This window comes from Parvibaculum sp. (assembly GCF_040882025.1).
Taxonomy (GTDB): Bacteria; Pseudomonadota; Alphaproteobacteria; order Parvibaculales; family Parvibaculaceae; genus Parvibaculum.
This window is the reverse complement of sequence record NZ_JBBECC010000051.1, coordinates 4017-6137: the sequence shown is the minus strand read 5'-3', so window position 1 is coordinate 6137 and position 2121 is coordinate 4017. Positions and strand designations below refer to the sequence as shown.

Sequence of the window (2121 nt, the reverse complement as noted above, 5' to 3'; positions counted from 1 at the left end):
AACCCCATGGGCGCCAGAGAAAATCCAACGCACCACAGAGGATGTCGTGACGAGCCGGCATACAAGGCAATGAGCCTGTGAAATGGCGCGTGAAGCGTGTGGCACGTGAGGCGAAGCGGTCCAGATTGGGTGTCGCAAATTCGCGACCGCCATAGGCGCCCAGCATGTGACGGTTGAGGCTGTCGAGAAGGATGACGACGGCGTTCTTCGGCGTATCAGCGGCGATGCTGCCGCCATCCTTCGTCGCCATCAACGATTCTCCAGCTTGACCATGCGCCGTCTCCGCGCCCAGAGATTGAGCCCTTCTACGCCGACGGAGAAGGCAACCGCGAAGTAAAGATAGCCCTTCGGGATGTGGAAGTGGAGCCCGTCGGCCACCAGCGCGATGCCGATGAGAATAAGGAAACTAAGCGCCAACATCTTCACCGTCGGATGCTTGTCGACGAAGGCACTTACAGGCTCAGCCGCGAAGATCATCACAATCACGGCGGCAATCACGGCGATCGCCATGATTTCAAAATGGTCCGACATGCCGACCGCCGTCATCACCGTGTCAAATGAGAAGACGATATCGATCAGCCCTATCTGCATTACGACGGCTGCAAGGCTGGCGGTTGTCGCCCCGGCGGCACCGGAGCCATGCCCCGCGCCTTCAACCGAATGATGGATTTCGATTGTCGCTTTCCCCATCAGGAAAAGTCCGCCACCGAGCAGCAGCACGTCGCGCCAGGAAACTTCGTACTCGCCGAAGTCGAACAGCGGTTCCGTCAGCGTGACGATCCAGGCCGCCGAAGCGAGCAGCATCAGCCGCGTTACGACCGCGGCGGCGAGACCGAGCCTCCGTCCGCGCTTCTGCTGATGTGCCGGGAGGCGTGAGGCGAGGATCGAGAGGAAAATGAGGTTATCGACGCCGAGAACGATCTCGAGAATCGTCAGTGTCGCGAGGCTGGCCCAGTTTTCAGGTTGAAGGAGAATATCTATCATGATCGATAGATGTGCAGCGGCGCGAGGACGCCGTCAAGGCCGGAAACCGGGGTTAATTTTCACCCATATCGTACATGCCGGCGAAAACCTGCATGTCGCCGCCTGAGGTCCGGACGGGGGTAAGGAGCGCCTCGAAAAGCGCGTGCTCGAGCCCAACGCCCAAAAAACGTCCCCGCAGAATCACAGGGCGCTTCTCTGCAAGCACCCTGTTATGGAGTTCGATCAGTTCCTTGGCCATTTTGGGACCGTAGCACTCCGTCAGCAGGCGCCCTGTCGCCGCAAAACCGAGACGTTCTTCATTTACGGTTCCGACAAGGCGGAAGCGAAAATCCCTCCCACCTTCGACCGGCTGGGCGACTGAAATGCCGCCGAGGAGCGGCAGCAGGGAAGCGGGCGCGAGCTTCGCCCGGTCGCCGACGCCATCAGGCGCGCGGCTTGCGGACCAGAGATCCAGAAGTTTTCGGTTCTTGGGATGAAGGCAGGTCTCGGCTTCGGCGACCTGATAATCAATACCGCTCAGTTCGATTTCGTTCATCGCATTTTCACAGCACCCACAAGGGTTCCGCGAACGAGCTTAGTCCGGGAACGTCGGCAGCGGAACGGGCAATCAGGTGTGAAGCACCTGGCCATACGCGTCGAGCACCGCTTCGCCCATCATCTCGGAAAGGGTTGGATGTGGGAAAACAGTCTGGATCAGGTCGGCCTCGGTCGCCTCCAGGGCACGGGCAATGCCGAATCCCTGAATGAGTTCCGTCACTTCGGCGCCTATCATGTGGGCGCCCAGAAGCTCTCCCGTTCTGGCATCAAAGACGGTCTTGACGAAACCCTCGGTGTCGCCGAGCGCGATGGCCTTGCCGTTGGCCCGGAAAGGAAAGCGGCCGACTTTCACCTCATGGCCTTGCTCCTTCGCCTTAGCTTCAGTTAGACCGACGCTGGCAATCTGTGGTGTCGAATAAGTGCATCCCGGAATCTTCGTCGTGTCGATGGGATGGAGACCCTTCAGACCCGCCATGCGTTCGACCGCCAGTACGCCCTCATGGCTCGCCTTGTGCGCCAACCAGGGCGGACCGACGAGATCACCGATGGCATAGACGCCTTTCGCGTCCGTCTCGAGCCATTCGTTGACGACGACATGTG

At 59.8% G+C, this 2121-nt stretch carries 3 protein-coding genes and 1 pseudogene; all 4 read right to left on the bottom strand.

Going from position 1 to position 2121, the window contains the following annotated elements; translation table 11 throughout:
• Window positions 1–250, bottom strand: a 250-nt coding sequence (locus WEB61_RS03285) for a sulfatase-like hydrolase/transferase (RefSeq protein ID WP_368062896.1), incomplete at its 3' end; no start/stop codon positions are given.
• Entirely contained in the window at window positions 250–984 is a 735-nt protein-coding gene (locus tag WEB61_RS03280) for a TerC family protein (protein WP_368062895.1), read from the bottom strand. The genes WEB61_RS03280 and WEB61_RS03285, both read right to left, overlap by 1 nt.
• Window positions 985–1036: 52 nt before the next feature.
• Window positions 1037–1519, bottom strand: coding sequence for a PAS domain-containing protein (locus WEB61_RS03275; protein WP_368062894.1), 483 nt, complete (start codon window positions 1517–1519; stop codon window positions 1037–1039).
• 72 nt (window positions 1520–1591) lie between these two features.
• A pseudogene (locus WEB61_RS03270) lies at window positions 1592–2121 on the bottom strand (dihydrolipoyl dehydrogenase); the annotation flags it as partial.